This window comes from Streptomyces sp. NPDC001137, from assembly GCF_040298885.1.
In the GTDB taxonomy this organism is placed as follows: Bacteria; Actinomycetota; Actinomycetes; order Streptomycetales; family Streptomycetaceae; genus Streptomyces.
Map to the genome: position 1 here is coordinate 53799 of NZ_JBEPBA010000001.1, position 16518 is coordinate 70316.

The following is a 16518-nucleotide window of genomic DNA, read 5'->3' on the forward strand; positions in this document are numbered from 1 at the left end:
TGCTCCCCACCACTCCCCCCTGGAGTCGTCGGATCGACCGTACAGGGCAACAGCCCCTCCCCCTATGACGGGGAGGGGCTGTCGAAGGTTGAGAGGCCGGACCGCGGGTCTCGGCGGCTGCGCGCCGGGCCTAGTACCAGTGGTTCGCGACCCAGAAGGACTGCGCCGCGCAGGGGCTGCCGTAGCGGTTGTTCATGTAGTTCAGGCCCCACTTGATCTGCGTGGCCGGGTTGGTCTGCCAGTCGGAGCCGGCCGAGGAGTACTTCGAGGCGGGCAGCGCCTGGAAGAGGCCGTAGGCGCCGGAGGAGGCGTTGACCGCGTGGTAGTTCCAGCTGGACTCGTGGTCCACGATGTAGCTGAAGCACTGGAACTGGCCGCTGGGCACCATCTGCCGTGCCATCGCCTGGATCTCGGCGACGGAGTACGAGCTCTGGATCGGGAAGTCACCGGCGCTGCGGCTGGCCTTCTCCTTGGCCTCGGCGCGCTCCTTGGCCTCCTTGGCAGCCTTCTCCGCCGCTGCCTTCTTGGCGATGGCGGTGTCGGCGGCAGCCTTGCGGGCGGCCTCCTCGGCGTCCTTCTTGGCGCTCGCGTCGGCCTGGATCGCCTGGGCGTCGGCCTGCTGCGTCAGGGAGGCGGTCTGGACCTGGGCCTGCTGGCCCGCGGGTATGTCCGCCAGGAGCGTCGCGTCGCTTGCCGTCGCCTCGGCGTCGTTGGGCACGGCGGTGCTGCCCGAGGCAACTCCGACAACGCTTCCGACGGCGGTGACCGCGGTGGCCGAGGCCACTGCGAATCCCCGGACCGAAATCCGGCTCACACGGTTTCCTTCCAGCATCGCCCGCTTCGGTGACCCTGGCGGACGCAATCGTGCCCCTGACTCTGGCCTCCCAACTACGGGGTCACGGGAGGCGCGGGCCCGGTGGGCAACTCCCGCGAGGGGAGCGCCGCGTGGTGCTCGGGCGGCATACGACGACGCTGTGGAGTTAGCTGTGGTGCTCATGTGGTTCCGTACCGCTGGGGGTACAGGTGTGTCGTATGCGGGGCCTGACAGGAGTGAGACTCTGCCGTAACCGGACGCCGGGTGGCAATTCTGAGTTGCGTGTGAAAGCTCACATGCCGTTTGACCCCAGGGATTTTGAGAAACAGCAACACGCGAAGGCGCCGCCCCGCTAGGCTCACGGCCTTTGCGGAACGGCGCCAACCGACCTTGAATTACCTCAGAGTTGGCCTTCCGGCTCAGATCTGTCCGTCTTCGAGCATTTCGGTCACAAGCGCCGCGATCTGGGACCTCTCGGACCTGGTCAGCGTCACATGCGCGAAGAGCGGATGCCCCTTCAGCTTCTCCACCACGGCGACGACACCGTCGTAGCGTCCGACGCGCAGATTGTCCCGCTGTGCCACGTCATGGGTGAGAACCACCCGTGAATTGGCGCCGATTCGGGACAGAACGGTCAGCAGGACATTCCGTTCCAGTGACTGCGCCTCGTCCACGATCACGAATGCGTCGTGCAGCGAGCGTCCGCGGATGTGGGTGAGCGGAAGGACCTCCAGCATTCCGCGCGCGGTGACCTCTTCGATGACCTCGCGGCTGGTGACCGCGGACAGCGTGTCGAAGACCGCCTGCGCCCAGGGGCTCATCTTCTCGGCCTCGGAGCCGGGGAGATAGCCGAGCTCCTGCCCGCCGACCGCGTACAGCGGCCGGAAGACCATCACCTTCTGGTGCTGGCGCCGCTCCAGCACCGCCTCGAGTCCCGCGCACAGCGCGAGCGCCGACTTTCCGGTGCCGGCCCGGCCGCCCATGGACACGATCCCGACGTCCGGGTCGAGGAGCAGATCGAGCGCGATCCGCTGCTCCGCGCTCCTGCCCTTGATGCCGAAGGCCTCCCGGTCGCCGCGCACCAGGCGGATGTTGCCCTCGGCGGTGACCCGGCCGAGCGCCTTGCCGCGCTCCGACTGGATGGTCAGCCCTGTGTGCACGGGAAGGCCGGACGCTTCGGGCACATACACGTGCCCTTCCTCGAAGAGGATGTCCACCTGCTCGCCGGGCAGGGTCAGTTCGGACATTCCGGTCCAGCCGGAGGAGTCCGTGATGGCGAGCTCGGCGCGGTACTCCTCGGCGAGGAGACCGACGGACGAGGCCTTGATCCTGAGCGGCAGGTCCTTCGACACGACGGTGACGTCGAACCCCTCGGCCTGCAGATTGCGGGCGACCGCGAGGATGCGGGAGTCGTTGTCCCCCAGGCGGTAGCCGGTCGGCAGCACGCTGGGGTCCGAGTGATTGAGCTCGACACGTACGGTCCCGCCGAGTTCCCCGATCGGGATGGGGGCATCGAGGCGGCCGAACCTCACCCGGAACTCGTCGAGCAGCCTGAGGGCCTGCCGGGCGAAGTAGCCGAGCTCGGGATGGTGCCGCTTGGCCTCCAGCTCCGTGACCACGACGATGGGGAGCACTACCTCGTGCTCGTCGAAGCGGCTCAGGGCGTTCGGGTCGGCCAGCAGGACGCTGGTGTCGAGAACATAGGTGCGCCGGTCTGGCTTGTGGCGCTTTGTGCTGGTCACCACGGAAGGACGTACCCCCTCGGATGAGGTCGGGGAGCGACGGAGTGGAGCTGGGCCGGTCGACGGCCGCGATGCACGGGCCGAAAACCGGCCCTCCGCCTGTTCTTCCGTGCTGGAACCGCACGGTCGGGCTGGTGCAAAGGGCCTCCCGGGCGGACGGCCCCGTGCCGCCCGCTGAGATCCGACACCCGTGGTTCGGGCATCGACCTGACTGGCTTATGCCCTCGAACATGCGTCACCATGCCGACGCATATGACGGCACCTTGGTGAACTCCTCGTTACGGATGCCCCAAATCGGGGTACTCGCGCGCCCTTCGGAGGGGTACGGCGGGTCAGCCGCCGTAACGCCGGTGTCGCGCCGCGTAGTCACGCAGGGCGCGCAGGAAGTCGACCTTGCGGAAGGCCGGCCAGAAGACCTCGCAGAAGTAGTACTCCGAGTGCGCGGTCTGCCAGAGCATGAATCCGGACAACCTCTGCTCACCGCTGGTACGGATCACCAGGTCGGGGTCGGGCTGGGCGCCGGTGTAGAGGTGGCGGCCGATCATGTCGACGTCCACGGCCTCGGCGAGGTCCTCCATCGAGGTGCCCTTGTCGTGGGCGTCGAGGAGCATCGAGCGCACCGCGTCGGCGATCTCCTGGCGGCCGCCGTACCCGATGGCGACATTGACCAGTATCCCGTCGATGCCGGCGGTGGCCTCCTCGGCCTCCTTCAGGGTGGTCTGCATCTGCGGTGGGAGCAGGTCGGGGGTGCCGACGTGGTGCACCCGCCAGCGGCCGTCGGCGGCGAGCGTCTTCACGACGCCCTCGATGATGCCGAGCAGCGGGACGAGCTCTTCCTGGGGCCGGTCGAAGTTGTCCGTCGACAGCAGCCAGAGGGTGACCACCTCGACGTCCGTCTCGCTGCACCAGCCGAGGAACTCCTCGATCTTCTCGGCACCGGCCCGGTGGCCGTGCTCGGTGGAGGAGCCCGCGGCCTTCGCCCAGCGTCGGTTGCCGTCCATGATGACGCCGATGTGCCCCGGCACCTGAGCGTGGTCCAGGTGGCCTTCCACCCGGCGTGCGTACAGCCTGACCAGCAGGCCGCGCAGCTTGTCGCGCAGGTTCACGTGATTGTCAGCCCCTCCGTACGGATCGGACAGGCGCGGCCCGGGAGTGTGGAGGGCGATCCTGTCCGTATGGCGGTCCCCGGGGGCGAAGCCTACCCCCGGCTCCACCACGGCTCCCCCAAGGGGTGGTTGGGGGCACAGAAAACGGGCCGGTCCGTGGGGGGGAGACGGACCGGCCCGAGGGGGGGTTTCCACCATAACCCTTTGTAAGTGCTGCTGGGTGCATCGGCGTGCCACAACTACTCTCCGAATTCGAACGGCGACGCGCCGATGGCCATGGAGTGGCACTTTCCTGGCGGGCGCATGGCCGGATCATGGCGGATTTCCAGGGGAAACGTGGGGGAAGCGGAGTGATCCGGAGGGTTTGCCGCGTCTTGGGACTCGTTCGGGCGAGTTGTCCCGGCATCCCCCAGCCGGGTGACCCGGCCCGCGAACGTCGATTTGACGTGGATACGGCACCGCGCAGCCCCCTCCACTGCGCGGTGCCGCCGCGCAGCTTTGCTCACGCGAATTACCTTGGTCTGAACTTACGTGACGCATGGGACTGGAATCGACTCGGGGGGATAACGATGTGGAAACCGCCCGCCTTCGCGCACGGAAGCTCCATCTAGGACAGAAACTGTCCTGCTTGGATCCTACGGTCGTCCCATGACCCTGAGGATCAGCTGGAACGAGGCGAGCGCTCGCCGACTGGAACGGCAGTTCCTGGCCAACCCTGCCGAGCCGGGCACATCGGTCGCCGATGTGGTCGGCGCCATGCTCGCCGCGCATGCGCAGGTGCTGTCCGCGGCCGAGGTGTCGGTGGGAGTGCGGTCTGCCAGGACGACCCGGGCCGATGTGCGCGCGGCGCTGTGGGACGAGCGGACGCTGGTGAAGACGCACGGCCCGCGCGGGACGGTCCATCTGCTGCCCGCACGGGAACTGCCCCTGTGGTGCTCGGCGCTGCCCGCCGTACCGTCCACCGCGAGCCCGTTCGCACCGGGGGTACGGGTCACCGAGGAGCAGGCACAGCGGATCGTGGCGGCGATCGGTGGGGCCCTGGAAGGGGTGTCCCTGACCATCGACGAGCTGAGTGAGGAGGTCGTCGCCCGTACCGGTCCCTGGGCCGGCGACCGGGTGATGCCCGCGTTCCAGGACCTGTGGCCGCGCTGGCGGCAGGTGCTGCACCGGGCCGGCCAGTCCGGCGCCCTGTGCTTCGGCCCGAACCGTGGCCGCAAGGTGACGTACACCCGCCCGCCGCACTTCACACCGCTGCCGCCGGACGAGGCGGTGCGCGAACTCGTCCGCCGATATCTGCGCGCGTACGGCCCGGCGACCCCGCAGCACTTCGCCAAGTGGCTGGCGGCGCCCGGGGGTTGGGCCGTCAAGCTGTTCGGCACGCTCGCCGGGGCCGGGGAGGTCGAGGAGGTCGTCTTCGAGGGGGAGCGGGGGTGCTGGCTCGTGGCGGGCGACACGGAGTTCCCCGAGGGGCGGCTGCCCGGGGTCCGTCTGCTGCCGTACTTCGACGCCTACGGCATCGCCGCGCAGCCCCGGGAGCTGCTGTTCCCGGGGGCCGCCTACGAACGTGCGCTGGCGGGCGGCCAGGCGGGCAACTACCCGGTGCTGCTGGTGGACGGCGTGGTGGCGGGGGTGTGGCACCAGCGGCGCCGTGGACGTCGTACGACCGTCACGGTGGAGCCGCTCGGGCGGCTGACGGCGCGGCAGGAGCGGGAGCTGGGCGAGCAGGTGGAACGGATCGGCGAAGTGCTGGAGGCGGAGCCGGAGTTGGTGATCGGCGAGGTGACGGCGGGAGCGCACGCATAGGGCTCATCGGCGGTGCGGCTTGCGGGCCTCGACCAGGTGACGGGTGCTGTGCGCGACGAAGGGGCCCTCGGACTCGATCTGTTCGTGCAGGGCGCGGAGCCGGTCCTCGTACGCCTCGACGGTGAAGTCCGGAACCATCCAGATCACCTTGCGCAGGAAGTGGACGACGGCTGCGATGTCGTGGAACTCGACGCGGAGCCGTTCGGCGCGCAGGTCGGCGACGTCCAGGCCGGCGGCCTCGGCGCCGGCGCGTTCGTGGTCGGGGTGGCGGGTGCTGCGGGATGCGTCGGGCTGGGGGCCGAGGAAGTACTCGACGAGTTCGAAGACGCTGTTCGGGCCGACGTGCTGGGCGAAGTAGGTGCCGCCGGGCTCCAGGACACGGGCGATCTCCGTCCAGTGCGGGGTCACCGGGTGCCGGCTGCTGACGAGGTCGAAGGCGCCGTCCGCGAAGGGCAGCGGGGCGTCCTCGGGCACGGAGACGACCACGGTGCCGTGCGGGCGGAGCAGGGCGGTGGCCTTGGCGGCGTTCGGCGGCCAGCCCTCGGTCGCGGCGGTGAGCATCGGTGGCTTCTCGGCCCGGCTCAGGGCGAAGTGCAGGACCTCGCCTCCGCCGGTCTGGATGTCGAGCGCGGCTGTGGCAGTGGCGAGGCGGCCTGCCAGGGAGTTGGCGTAGCCCCAGGAGGGCCGCTGCTCCGTGGCGCGGCCCTTGAACCAGGAGAAGTCCCAGCCTTCGGTGGGTACGGCGGTGCCTTCGGCGAGGAGGGCCTCGAAGCGGTTGTTTTCTCTGCGAGGCATGGGTTCCGTCCTGTCTGGGGGTTGTCTGCGGCGCCGTCGTGGCTGGTCGCGCCCACGCGGCGGAGCCGCATATCGATGCAGCCCCGCGCCCCTATCGGGGCGCCGCCGGACCGTGGGGGACTTTGCGCACCCTGCTCACGGGACGAGGGGCCTGACCTCTTGTGCCGCGAAGCGTACGAAGCCCTCGGGGTCGGGCTCGTCGCCCGTCGGCTGGAGGATCACCCTGTCGGCGCCTGCGTCCGCCAGCCGCTGTACGGCCTTGGCGACGGCGCCTGCGTCTCCGGCGACGCCGAGGTCGGGGACGGACTCCAGGCCCTCGTCGGCGAGTTCGGCGCGGAGCCTGGCGGCGGCGTCGGGGCCGGTGGCGGTGAGGAGGTACACGACCACCTGGTGCGGGTCGGTGCGACCGGTGGACTCCCGGCCCTCGTCGATGAGCCGGCGGGCCCGCCGTACGCCGTCGGCCGTGGTCGAGGCGGTGAGGATCGTGCCGTCGGCCGCCTCCCCGGACAGCCGCAGTGAACGCGGCCCGGTGGCGCCGGCCAGCACGGGCACGGGACCGGCGGGCGGCCAGTCGAGCGCGACGTCGTCGAGCCGGACGTAGCGCCCCTCGGTCGTCACCCGCTCCCCGCCCAGCAGGGCCCGCAGGGCGACAAGGTGTTCACGCAGCAGTGTGACCGGCGACTCGACCCGCGCCCCGACCTGCCCCATCCAGTCCTGCACCCCGTGCCCGACGGCGACGACGGCGCGCCCCGGGAACATCCGGTGCAGCGCGGCGGCCTCCATGGCGGTGATGGCGACGTTGCGCAGCGGAACCGGCAGCAGCCCGACACCCACCCGCAGCCGCTCGGTCCAGGCGAGGGCGGCAGCGGCGGTGGAGATCCCGCCCTCCCGGAAACAGTCCTCCCAGAGCCAGAGCTCTTCGAGGCCGCTCTCGTCCGCGAGGCGGGCGACGTCCCTCAGGCGCTCGGGAGGCAGTTGGGGGCGGAACACGGCACCGAGTCCAGTCATGCGTTCTTCCTATCCGGGCGGAAACGAACCGGACAACTGCTTTATTCACCGCCGCCGTCGGTGTCCGGCTCGTATTGCAGGAGTACGACGCCGTTGCCGAAGACATGGCTGTCGGTGAGCCGGAGCGAGGCCGCGATGTCGGCCTCCGGGAAGAGCCGTGTGCCGTGCCCCACCAGGGCGGGATGGACGTACACCCGGTACGCGTCGATGAGTCCGAGGCGCAGGAACTCCTCGGCGATCTCGGCCCCGCCGAGCCAGAGATCCGCATCCGCCTGCTCCTTGAGCGCCCTGACCTCCTCGGGGACGACGTCCCGGAAGACGGTGGTCTTCCACCCGGCGTGCTCGATCGTCCGCGAGTACACGGCCTTCGGGATGTCCCGCCAGATCCCGGCGAACTCGGCGGTGACGGCGGAGACGCCGGGTTCCGCGTCCGCCGTGGGCCAGTAGGAGGCCATGGCCTCGTAGGTGCGACGGCCGCTGAGCAGGCCGCCGAGTTGCCGGATGGTGTCGTTCATGTGCTGGTGGAGCTCGTCGTCGACGCGGTGCCAGGAGATGTCGTGGTCGGGGCCCTCGGTATAGCCGTCGAGGGAGATGCCCATCGTCCACACGATCTTCGCCATCGGCCACCTCGCCTGGTCTGTTCCTGATCCGTCCCGCGCCGGTCGTGGTCCTCACCGTACGCGCGGATGGTCCACCTGAGCGGTGTGCGCGCCGTCAGGCGGCCGCGCATGCGCCGAGCAGCAGCCCCGTGAACGCCCCACCGATCATGAACGGGCCGAACGGAATGGCCGACTTGCGGCCCGCGCGGCGTGCGAGGACCATCCCGAGGCCGTACACCGAGCCGTAGAGAAGACCCGCGAAAGCCCCCGTCAGCAGGATCTGCCGGCCGTACCAGCCGAGGGCCGTGCCCAGGGCGAGGGCGAGTTTCACGTCGCCGAAGCCCATGCCGGACGGGTGGACGAGGAAGAGGACGAGATAGGCGGCGCCCAGGGTCAGGCCGCCGAGGAGGGCCGTGGGCCAGGATCCGGTGGCGGAGGGGAGGGCGGCGGCGACGCCCAGGAGAGCGGCGGTCGCGGCGGCCAGCGGCAGCGTCAGGACGTCGGGGAGGCGGTGGACCCGGTGGTCGACGAGGGTCAGCAGGACCGCCACGGGGGTGAGGAGCACCCACACCGCCGTCTCGGGGTGGGCGCCGGACGCGGCGGCAAGGACCGTACAGGCGAGGGCGGTTGCCGTGGAGACGGCCACCGTGCGCGGGCCGTACGGACCGCACAGCCCTGTCCCTTCGGTTCGTCGGCACCGCGCTCTGCCCAGCCAGCCGTCGAAGGCGCCCGTGATCCGGTGGCCTGCGGGGCAGCTGTCGCTCCACGGCCGGCCCGGGTCGACCGAGAAGCGGTGGGCGGCGCGGGGCAGGAGCAGGCCCGTTCCCGCGCCCCACAGGGCCGCCACGAGGGTGAGGAGTGTGCGCACGGCGGGACCTTAGCCGGGCGCGGGCCGGGCGGCATGGGTCTGCGGGCCCATGGGGGCCTACTCCCGTGCGGAGCGGAGCGGATACGTTCGGTCCGGGCAGCGGACGGTGGCGGCGGGAGGTGGCCTCGGGATGGGGCGGCAATGGGCGGACGGGCACGGGAAGTTGATCGTTCGTACGGGGGACGGCGGGGCGGGCGCTGTCGCTGTTCCGCTGGAGATCGCCACCTCCTACCGGGCCCGTACGAAAGGGTTGTTGGGGCGGGACTCGGTCGACGGGGCGATGCTCCTCTCCCCCGCCAACAGCGTGCACACGTTCCGGATGCGGATGCCCATCGACGTCGCCCACCTCGACCGGGACCTGAGGGTCGTCGCCGTGGTCACCATGAAGCCCTGGCGGTTGGGGCTGCTCCGGGCCCGGGCGCGGCATGTGCTGGAGTCGGAGGCCGGGGCGATGGCGGGGTGGGGGCTGAGGGTGGGGGTGCGGGTGGAGGTGATTCCCGAGGTCCGGGCCGGGTCGTAGAAGCTCCCGTCTCCGCTAGAGACGTGTCGCGGTACGGACGAGGCCCGCGACGGCCCGGGAACGGCTGTGCGGTGGCCAGGCGATGACCGTGGTGACCGCCGGCGCGTCCAGAACCGGCACGGCGGCGAGGTCGTCGCGCAGCCGGCCCTGGCTCGACTCCGGTGCGATCCAGCAAGCGCGGCCGAGCGCGATCAGCTGGAGCAGCTGCCCATGGTCCCGGGCCTGCGGACCGGGGCCGTCGGGGTACTTGCCGTCCCGGCCGGGCCAGCGCGGCATCGGCAGATCGGGCAACTGGGCGACGTCGGCCATCTGCACGTGGGGCCGGGTGGTGAGAGGGTGTCCGGCCGGCAGGATCACAACCTGTCGTTCCGTGCGGAGCTCCTCGGTGTCGAGGCCTGCGGTCGCGTCGAACGGCAGGTGCAGCAGGGCCACGTCCGCGCGGCCGTCGCGCAGCATTCGTTCCTGCTCGCCGATTCCGCACAGGACCACCTCGACGGGAGCCGCATCCGGTTCGGCGGCGTAGGTGTCGAGCAGCTTCGCCAGCAGCTCGCTGGAGGCGCCGGCCTTCGAGGCGAGGACGACGTCGGCCTGGCCGCCCGCGGCGAGGGCGGCGCGGCGGGTGCGCCGCTCGGCGGCCTCGACCGCGTCCAGTGCCGCGCGGGCCTCCCGCAGGAGCACCGAACCGGCCTCGGTCAGGGTGACCGTGCGGCTGGTGCGTTCCAGCAGGACCGCCCCGAGGCGCCGTTCGAGTTGGCGGATCGTCCGCGACAGCGGGGGCTGTGCGATCCCCAGCCGCTGTGCGGCCCTCCCGAAGTGCAGCTCCTCGGCGACGGCGACGAAGTACCGCAGTTCACGCGTCTCCACGCCGCCACTTTACCGGCCGGGACCGGGATCGATACCCGTGCGGTATCGGTCCGCACCCGATTGGTGTTGGCCTGCCCCTGCCGGGCCGGGACAGCATCGACCGTATGAGCGAACAGACGATCGCGCTGGTGACCGGCGCGAACAAGGGAATCGGCTACGAGATCGCGGCCGGGCTGGGTGCCCTCGGCTGGAGGGTCGGGGTCGCCGCCCGGAACGAGGAGCGGTGCGAGGCCGCCGTGGCGAAGCTGCATGCGGCCGGCGTGGACGCGTTCGGCGTCCCGCTCGACGTGACCGACGACACGAGCGTGACCGCGGCCGCCGAGCTGCTGGAGGACCGCGCCGGAGGCCTCGACGTACTCGTCAACAACGCCGGGATCACCGGCGGCATGCCGCAGACGCCCACCACGGTCGACCCCGACACGGTGCGGGCGGCCGTGGAGACCAACGTGATCGGCGTCATCCGCGTCACCAACGCGATGCTGCCGCTGCTGCGCCGGTCGGCGTCGCCGCGGATCGTGAACATGTCCAGCAGCGTCGGCTCCCTCACCCGGCAGACCACTCCCGGCAGCGAACCGGGCCCGATCGCGGCTGCCTACTCGCCCTCGAAGACCTTCCTCAACGCCGTCACCGTCCAGTACGCCAGGGAGCTGCACGACACGAACATCCTGATCAACGCCGCCTGCCCCGGCTACTGCGCCACCGACCTCAACGGCTTCCGCGGCGTACGCACCCCGGAACAGGGCGCGGCCATCGCCATCCACCTGGCGACCCTGCCGGACGACGGCCCGACGGGCGGGTTCTTCGAGGACGCGGGGGTGGTGCCGTGGTGATGTGAGCTCCACGCCGCTGCACGGTGGCGACGAGAAACCGCACGGAGTATGCCTACTCCGTTTCCTTGGCACTCGCTCACAGTTCGGGGAACAGCCTGACGACAGGTGGAGCCGAGGCCACATCAATCGCTCCCCAGTCTCCCTCCACATGAAAAACCGAACCATTCCAGAAGAGCGCATCGATACCCCCGAAGTCCTTGGCCCCCGAGGCGTCCACGGCCGGAGGTGTTCCCTGATCGGCCCACATCAGATTGCGCACCTTCGGGAATTCGATCGTCGCCCGCGCGTAACAGTGCTGCTCACCGGGGACAGGCGGGTGATATGCGGGGTGCTGGGGAGTGAGAACCAGTTCCGCCTCAAGAACCAAGGATCCCGGAGTAGCTTTGACCTCCAAAACAAAACTGTCCTCCAGATAGAAGTTCGCAAATCCATCCAACTGTGCATAGTCGACCTTTTTGGCGTTCATGGCAGATCCCATGTGATCGGTGTGTGGTTACCCGGACTCTTCCTTGTGACGAGATTCCCGTTCGGGTCAATTCTCTCCCCTTGGGCATTCCTGATTTCCACATGCGGCATGCCGCTGCCCGGCGCACGGCTGCTCCCCTGCTTGAGCGTCACACGGACTATCCCGTTCTCATCGACGAACTTCGGCGGGCCGTTCTCCGTCTGTGTTTCGGTCCACCCCTGCTCGCGCGCCCATTTTGCGATACCGGATGCCGTCCGCTGTCCTCCGATCGCGTCGCCGGAAGCAGTCGGAGCCTGCTTGGCAGGAGAGGTGCCCGGCGATTGCCCGGTGCCGCCGCCTGCGCCACCCGGCCCTCCGCCGACCGCCCCGGCAGCCATCAAGGCGATTCCCGCCGCGCCGAGCCGCGCAGCAAGCACAGCTCCCAAGGCGCCTTCGCCCCACGCGGAGACACCGGCAAGCGCCAACCCGGCTCCCGGCGGAAAGAGCGCGAGCAGGGAGAGAAGAAGCAGGGCGAAGCCCAGGTAGACGAGGAAGTGGTTCAGGGCGTCGAGCAGGTGGGCCGCAGGAACGACCCGCCCGTCGGGGCCGGCCGGCCCCGCGCTGCGCCAGAGCAAGAGCGCTCCGATCGTCGCGGAGGCCAGCGCCGAAGCGAATCGCAAGCGGTGGGTGGCGAGTTGCTCGCCCAGCGGATGGGCGGTGGCCTGCCGCCAAGTGCGCAGCAGGATCGCCACCTGCCAGAGGATCCACACCAGGGCGGCCATCGCGAAAGCCAGCAGCACCTTCGGTCCGCCACCGGTCGTGAAGTAGTGCTGGAGTCGGGCCGTCGACTTGAACGAGCCGACGCAGAGGAAGAGGACAGACGGGAGCAACAGGAGGCATGGGATCAGCAGCACAAGCCGCCTGCGGCCGCCCCCAGCCGCTCTGGCCGCTCTCACATGGGTGCGTATGTCGGCCGTACGCCAAGCCGGTTCATGGTCAGTGGCATCGATCCGCGTGGCGACGTCGGCCACTGCCACGCGTACCGGCTCGAGGGCAGAGGCCGGGGTGACTGCCGCCGCGTAGCAGAGGGCTCGCCGTAAGCGTACGAAGCGCAGTGCGATCAGGAGGGTCCACGGGAGGCGTCGGCTTGCGTAACGGATCAGCACGGCAGCGGTGTCCCCGTCCGCCCGCTCCGCCGACAGCAACAAACCAGGTATTCGCCGCTTTCCCCGACGCAGCCAGATCCAGTCCGCGGCCATCGCCAGGAGCAGTGCCACCAGAGGGACGAGCCACAGCGTGCCGTCCAGGTGCTCCAGCCACCGCTTGGCCTGCCGGTCGACCGGGTGCTGGACGACATAGTTGTTCAGGGTGTGATGCGCCACGGACACGGCGAGCGGCACCAACGCCAGCGGCTTCATCCAACCCTTTGCCCGCCACAGAAGGCCGACTCCCAGTCCCACCAAGGCTGTCCACGCCAGGTGATTGAAGGTGGGGACGGAGATGTCACCGGTCTGCCCGAGGTTCAGCGACGCAGCCGGGGCGGGCAGCCAGGAGGTGAGCACCTGGCTCGGGCCGGGGATGTACGGCGGGGAGAGGCTGTCCGGGACGATCCAGCCGCCGTGACGTGCAAACGCCCGATCCGCGTCCAGGGAGTAACGCAGCAGCGCTTCCAGCAGACCGAATCCAGCACCCAGCCCGGCTCCCAGCACGGTGAAGTCTGCCAAGCCCCACTGCCGCCGTACCTTGGCATGCAGCCCCACAGCCAACAACGGCAGGGCCTTTACCAGTTCCTCCACCCAAGGAGCCGTGGTGTAAGACGTGGTGTTGACGACGTCGATCAGGGACTGGCCGGTCCGATCGGCAATCACCCTGGTGTACGTCAGTTCCAGCAGGGCCACGACCGTTCCGCAGACATAGACACCCACGATGAGCGCCAGCAGCACCGTGGCAAGGCGCACCGAGCGCGTCGGATACGACAGCACGAACAGCTGGACGACCCCGTACATGGCCGCGGCCACCATGAGTACGGTCACGCAAGCCCCCGCTCCCCCAAAGCAAGTACGTTGCTAACGCGAACATCATGTCAGTTCGGCCAGTCGATGACTACAACGATTAACTTGCCTTTGCTCTAGGCGGATCGATGGCGCCGGTGGCGATCCGATTGGGTGCGCAACATTCGCCCCCATGAACATGCCCGCCAGGGAGAACGGACGGCAGGGCCTGGAGATCAGGGCAGGCAAAGTCGATCACTTGCTGTAGCACCTTCTCCCCCGGCGTCAGAGGCCCCGGCTCAGGTGCTCGGACCGAGGACTCAACTCGAGGCGCAGGCGCACATAGTTCGCGTCACCCGGACCGGGCCTATGATGCCCGTCGGGCTTCCACCCGTGCCGGGCGTAGAAGGCCTGGGCCCGGCTGTTGCGCTCCCATGCTTCCAGCACGCCGGTCGTGCGGGACGCATCGCGAAGCTGCCGCACGAAGGCCGCGTGCAGCAGGGTGCCGATCCCCTGTCCCCAGCTCCCGGGGCAGACATGGATCTGGTACAGCTGGGCGGTAGCGCCGGGGTCCATGTCAGCGTCCAGGGGCGGGCCCATGGCCAGGATGCCTACGGTCTCGTCGCCGCGCGCGGCGCACAGCACCGTCCTGGTGTCGTCCTCGAGGGCGTGCATCCACATGTCCCGGCGACGGGAACGTCCCTCGGGAGAGGCAAGATCCGGCTCCGAGAACCCGCCCGCCTGGTAGTAGGCGATGCGTGCCTGCGTGTGCAGGTCGGTGATCCGGTCCAGGTCGTCCAGGCTCGCTGTTCGCAGCAGTGTCCGGGAAGTCGTCATGATCAGACGACGTGCCGGGCACGGTCTGCGGTTGCGCCGGCTGACGGCTGACGGCTGACGGGACGAGCGGTCTGCGTCAGTTGCCGCCCTCGGTGCGCGGGAACGTGACCTCCACCCGTCGGTTCTTCCTCCGGCCCGCCTCCGTCGAGTTGTCCGCGATCGGGTACTGCTCCCCGTAGCCGCGCACCTCGAAGGTGATGTTCGGGTCGTGCAGTTCCTGGTCCAGGACGTCCTGTACGGCGTTGGCGCGCTGCCGGGAGAGGACGTCGCCGTGGGCCGCCGAGCCCAGGTTGTCCGTGAAGCCGAAGACGCGGACCTTCGTCGCGTTCTGCTTCTTGATCTCGTCCGCGATCGCCGCGATACGGGACTTCGACTCGTCGCTCAGCTTCGCGCTGTCCTTGCTGAACAGGACCTCGGCCTGGAGCGCGAACGTCACGTCGCTATTGGTGTCTTCGCGGCGTTCCTCGCCGCCCTGGTCCTCTACGACGGACTTGATGTCCAGGACTTTGGGGGCGGCGAGCGTGGCGCCCTCGGGGAGCTTGAGGTCGGGGTCGTTGGGATCGACTTTGACCGGGGCCGAGGCGGTTGGTTCGGTGCCGGGCGGGACGCTTGGGGTGTCGTCGGCGTGGGCCGTTGCGGCGCCGAAGAGGTTGGTGGCGACCAGCAAGGAGGCGGCGGTGAGGGCGAGGCGGGGCGCGCCCGCTCGCGATGGCGTGTGGGTGACGGTCATGGCCGGCCTCACCCAGAGATCGCGATGTCGGCGGGAGCGAACATGGGCAGCTGGAAGGAAACTTGGGTCGTGTCCGTGGGCGGGGAGGGGAACTGCATGAACACGGGCACGGTTTCGCCCGACTTGACGGAGGTGATGCCTGTCGTCGTCAGCGGACGGCCATCCGTGTCGCGCAGGACGTAGTAGCGCTTCTTCCCCTTGGAATCCACCAACGTGGCTCCACCGAGCGATCGGCCATTCCTGATGATCTCGGTTTCGTTGCCGCTCAGTTGCGCGGGAAGGGTGAGGGTCTTGCCGCTGTCGTTCTTCAGGACTCCGTTGACTGTGACGAATCCGCCCGAGTCCCGCTTGGCCGAGGCGAGCTGAAGCAGCAGGCCGTCCGGGCCCTTCAATTCGGCCAAGGGCTCGTCCGACTGCCCTTCCTGAGCACTCGCGTTTGAACCACTGCCCTTGGAGGCGGACGCCGACGTGTCCGGCTTCTTGTCGTCGCCGCCACCACCGTTGCCGCAACCGGCCACCCCGAGGGCCAGACCCGCCGCAAGGGCCAACGCGACCGTCCCCCTACGGGCCTTCGCAGTGAACCGAATGCTCATGACTCCGCTTCCTTCATCACTCGTCGTTCGCTTGTCAGTCGGCCAGATGGACGGAGAAGAGGTCCTCGGGACCCGGCAGGCCGGCGGGGTCGTCCGGGTTCAGGTCCCAAATCCTGTTGTCCTTGCAGGTGAGCTGCGGCAGTACGTCGGCCCCGGCACCCTCGGTCGGAAGCTCGAACGTGCAGAGGGGCTCGATCACAGCCGTGGCGGAGGCCTTTGCGTACGTGTTCTCCGTACCGGGGACGATCGTGTCTCCGACCGGCTTGTCGGTCTTGACCGCGACCGTGAAGCCCAATGGGCCCGTCAGAGTCGCCGCACACTGCTCGACATGGGCCCCGTTCTGCGTGGCGAGCTCGGACGCGCGCCAGCACGAAGGCTCGAGCCCCTGCACGTTGCCGTCGAAGATGTCCTGCCACTTCGTGGGGTCGAGTACGTCCTTCACCCACTTGCCCGCGAGTTGATTCCGGGAGTCCTGCGCCGCAGCGAGAGCTGCCGCATCGGCTGCCGTCTGTGCTCCGTTCCGCGTTGCCGCGGCCTGGCCGACCGCAAGGTACGCGAACGCGAGAAAGAGCAGACCCGCCACCACCGTGATGTAGATGGGGAAGGCCTGCCCTGCGTCGTCGTACCTGTGGGGCCTCATCAACCGCCGGTAACCTCGGTGATCTTGTCGGTGATCGCGTTGAAGATCGTCTGCCCGATGTCCGTCCCCGTAATGGCCAACACGATCGCCACAACCACCGCGATGATCCCCAGATACTCCACCGCCGTCTGACCCTTGTCGTTGCGGGCGGCGCGTGACTGGAGGTACGTGACGGTGGTGTTGATCCAGTTGCTCATGGTGTTCCCCTCCGGGTCGGATCTCCGTGCCGCTGTCGGCACGAGAACCGTACGGTGCAACTCCCCTTCCGCCGAAGGGTCCCAGGGCCCAATCATGGGCCCAGAGCGAGGACCGGCCGCGAGCTCGGTACCGCCC

Annotated in this window: 18 protein-coding genes; 3 read left to right on the top strand and 15 right to left on the bottom strand. The window is 69.4% G+C overall.

Features of this window, described 5'->3' with window-relative positions:
- Positions 1-130: 130 nt before the first annotated feature.
- The 3 genes from ABT254_RS00255 to ABT254_RS00265 form a co-directional block, all read right to left on the bottom strand.
- The gene (locus ABT254_RS00255) at positions 131-814 is read right to left on the bottom strand and encodes an aggregation-promoting factor C-terminal-like domain-containing protein (protein WP_351462192.1); all 684 of its coding nucleotides are present in this window, start codon (positions 812-814) and stop codon (positions 131-133) included.
- Positions 815-1233: 419 nt separating this feature from the next.
- The gene (gene phoH2, locus ABT254_RS00260) at positions 1234-2559 is read right to left on the bottom strand and encodes an RNA 5'-3' helicase PhoH2 (protein WP_351462193.1); all 1326 of its coding nucleotides are present in this window, start codon (positions 2557-2559) and stop codon (positions 1234-1236) included.
- A 329-nt stretch (positions 2560-2888) separates the two neighbouring features.
- A complete protein-coding gene (locus ABT254_RS00265) occupies positions 2889-3662 on the bottom strand; it encodes an isoprenyl transferase (protein ID WP_351462194.1) in 774 nt (257 codons plus the stop codon).
- Between the two features lie 648 nt (positions 3663-4310).
- Between ABT254_RS00265 and ABT254_RS00270 the strand changes: the two genes are divergently transcribed.
- A complete protein-coding gene (locus ABT254_RS00270) occupies positions 4311-5465 on the top strand; it encodes a winged helix DNA-binding domain-containing protein (protein ID WP_351462195.1) in 1155 nt (384 codons plus the stop codon).
- 3 nt (positions 5466-5468) lie between these two features.
- On the opposite strand, the gene ABT254_RS00275 is transcribed toward ABT254_RS00270, so the two are convergent.
- The 4 genes from ABT254_RS00275 to ABT254_RS00290 form a co-directional block, all read right to left on the bottom strand.
- Complete coding sequence (locus ABT254_RS00275) at positions 5469-6260, bottom strand: methyltransferase domain-containing protein (protein WP_351462196.1); 792 nt, start codon at positions 6258-6260, stop codon at positions 5469-5471.
- Positions 6261-6395: 135 nt separating this feature from the next.
- Positions 6396-7268, bottom strand: coding sequence for an LLM class flavin-dependent oxidoreductase (locus tag ABT254_RS00280; protein WP_351462197.1), 873 nt, complete (start codon positions 7266-7268; stop codon positions 6396-6398).
- A gap of 41 nt (positions 7269-7309) precedes the next feature.
- Complete coding sequence (locus ABT254_RS00285; RefSeq protein WP_351462198.1) at positions 7310-7888, bottom strand: dihydrofolate reductase family protein; 579 nt, start codon at positions 7886-7888, stop codon at positions 7310-7312.
- Positions 7889-7982: 94 nt separating this feature from the next.
- Positions 7983-8735 carry a prepilin peptidase gene (locus ABT254_RS00290; protein ID WP_351462199.1) on the bottom strand — a complete coding sequence of 251 codons (753 nt, stop codon included), beginning with the start codon at positions 8733-8735 and terminating at the stop codon, positions 7983-7985.
- 130 nt (positions 8736-8865) lie between these two features.
- Here ABT254_RS00290 and ABT254_RS00295 point away from each other — a divergent pair, with 130 nt between their 5' ends.
- Entirely contained in the window at positions 8866-9255 is a 390-nt protein-coding gene (locus ABT254_RS00295) for a DUF192 domain-containing protein (RefSeq protein ID WP_351462200.1), read from the top strand.
- A 15-nt stretch (positions 9256-9270) separates the two neighbouring features.
- Here ABT254_RS00295 and ABT254_RS00300 read toward each other — a convergent pair whose 3' ends face one another.
- Entirely contained in the window at positions 9271-10119 is an 849-nt protein-coding gene (locus tag ABT254_RS00300) for a LysR family transcriptional regulator (protein ID WP_351462201.1), read from the bottom strand.
- Positions 10120-10223: 104 nt separating this feature from the next.
- On the opposite strand from ABT254_RS00300, the gene ABT254_RS00305 reads away from it, so the two are divergent.
- Positions 10224-10949 carry an SDR family oxidoreductase gene (locus ABT254_RS00305; RefSeq protein WP_351462202.1) on the top strand — a complete coding sequence of 242 codons (726 nt, stop codon included), beginning with the start codon at positions 10224-10226 and terminating at the stop codon, positions 10947-10949.
- A 76-nt stretch (positions 10950-11025) separates the two neighbouring features.
- Here ABT254_RS00305 and ABT254_RS00310 read toward each other — a convergent pair whose 3' ends face one another.
- The 7 genes from ABT254_RS00310 to ABT254_RS00340 all read right to left on the bottom strand — a co-directional run bounded on the left by ABT254_RS00310 (position 11026) and on the right by ABT254_RS00340 (position 16382).
- A complete protein-coding gene (locus ABT254_RS00310) occupies positions 11026-11415 on the bottom strand; it encodes a hypothetical protein (RefSeq protein WP_351462203.1) in 390 nt (129 codons plus the stop codon).
- The gene (locus ABT254_RS00315; protein WP_351462204.1) at positions 11412-13427 is read right to left on the bottom strand and encodes a PrsW family intramembrane metalloprotease; all 2016 of its coding nucleotides are present in this window, start codon (positions 13425-13427) and stop codon (positions 11412-11414) included. Before ABT254_RS00315 ends, ABT254_RS00310 begins: the two co-directional genes overlap by 4 nt.
- 243 nt (positions 13428-13670) lie before the next feature.
- Positions 13671-14222 (bottom strand): GNAT family N-acetyltransferase, encoded by a 552-nt coding sequence (locus ABT254_RS00320; protein WP_351462205.1) that lies wholly within the window; start codon positions 14220-14222, stop codon positions 13671-13673.
- A gap of 76 nt (positions 14223-14298) precedes the next feature.
- Positions 14299-14952, bottom strand: coding sequence for an OmpA family protein (locus ABT254_RS00325; RefSeq protein ID WP_351462206.1), 654 nt, complete (start codon positions 14950-14952; stop codon positions 14299-14301).
- Positions 14953-14960: 8 nt separating this feature from the next.
- Entirely contained in the window at positions 14961-15545 is a 585-nt protein-coding gene (locus ABT254_RS00330) for a hypothetical protein (RefSeq protein ID WP_351462207.1), read from the bottom strand.
- A 34-nt stretch (positions 15546-15579) separates the two neighbouring features.
- Positions 15580-16185 (bottom strand): pilus assembly protein TadG-related protein, encoded by a 606-nt coding sequence (locus ABT254_RS00335; protein ID WP_351462208.1) that lies wholly within the window; start codon positions 16183-16185, stop codon positions 15580-15582.
- A complete protein-coding gene (locus ABT254_RS00340; protein ID WP_351462209.1) occupies positions 16185-16382 on the bottom strand; it encodes a Flp family type IVb pilin in 198 nt (65 codons plus the stop codon). The genes ABT254_RS00335 and ABT254_RS00340 overlap by 1 nt, the downstream gene beginning before the upstream one ends.
- Between the last annotated feature and the right edge of the window lie 136 nt (positions 16383-16518).